The sequence below is a fragment of the Gordonia sp. UBA7860 genome (assembly GCF_002500165.1).
Taxonomy (GTDB): domain Bacteria; phylum Actinomycetota; class Actinomycetes; order Mycobacteriales; family Mycobacteriaceae; genus Gordonia; species Gordonia sputi.
Genome location: NZ_DLSO01000098.1, coordinates 2,671 through 3,089, shown reverse-complemented (window position 1 = coordinate 3,089; position 419 = coordinate 2,671). Strand labels below are relative to the sequence as shown.

Below are 419 nucleotides of genomic sequence, written 5' to 3'. Positions count from 1 at the left end.
ACCGAGAAGGTTATGTGGACCGCTGCGACGAGCTCCCGGCGGTACCAATTTCAGGCATGAAGCTGCGATCCTTGTTGAGCCCATCCGGGCGCATTTTGCGGTAAAGGGGCGAGCGCGCCACACTAAACTTTGCTGCCGCCAACGACTTGTTCCCCTTGCATTCCTGCAGGGTCAGCATGAGCGTCTCTCGCTCGGCTCGTTCCAGACTTGAAAGCGTGCGCGTCGGCACCGCATCCCGACACCCAGCACCCAGATGTTGCATTCCGATAGCGGAGCCGCATACTCGGCTCGCCACCGAGAGCAATAGCGATTCGAGCTCGCGGACGTTTCCGGGCCATTGGGACTGCTGAGGGTTTCGTTGACTCGTTCTCTATGCCGCGAGTGCGGCGGTTTTGATTGTCTCAAACTCGATCGGGGGG

At 59.9% G+C, this 419-nt stretch carries 1 protein-coding gene; it reads right to left on the bottom strand.

Going from position 1 to position 419, the window contains the following annotated elements:
• Positions 1-10: 10 nt before the first annotated feature.
• Entirely contained in the window at positions 11-262 is a 252-nt protein-coding gene (locus B3T59_RS24610; protein ID WP_414652094.1) for a helix-turn-helix domain-containing protein, read from the bottom strand.
• Positions 263-419: the final 157 nt, after the last annotated feature.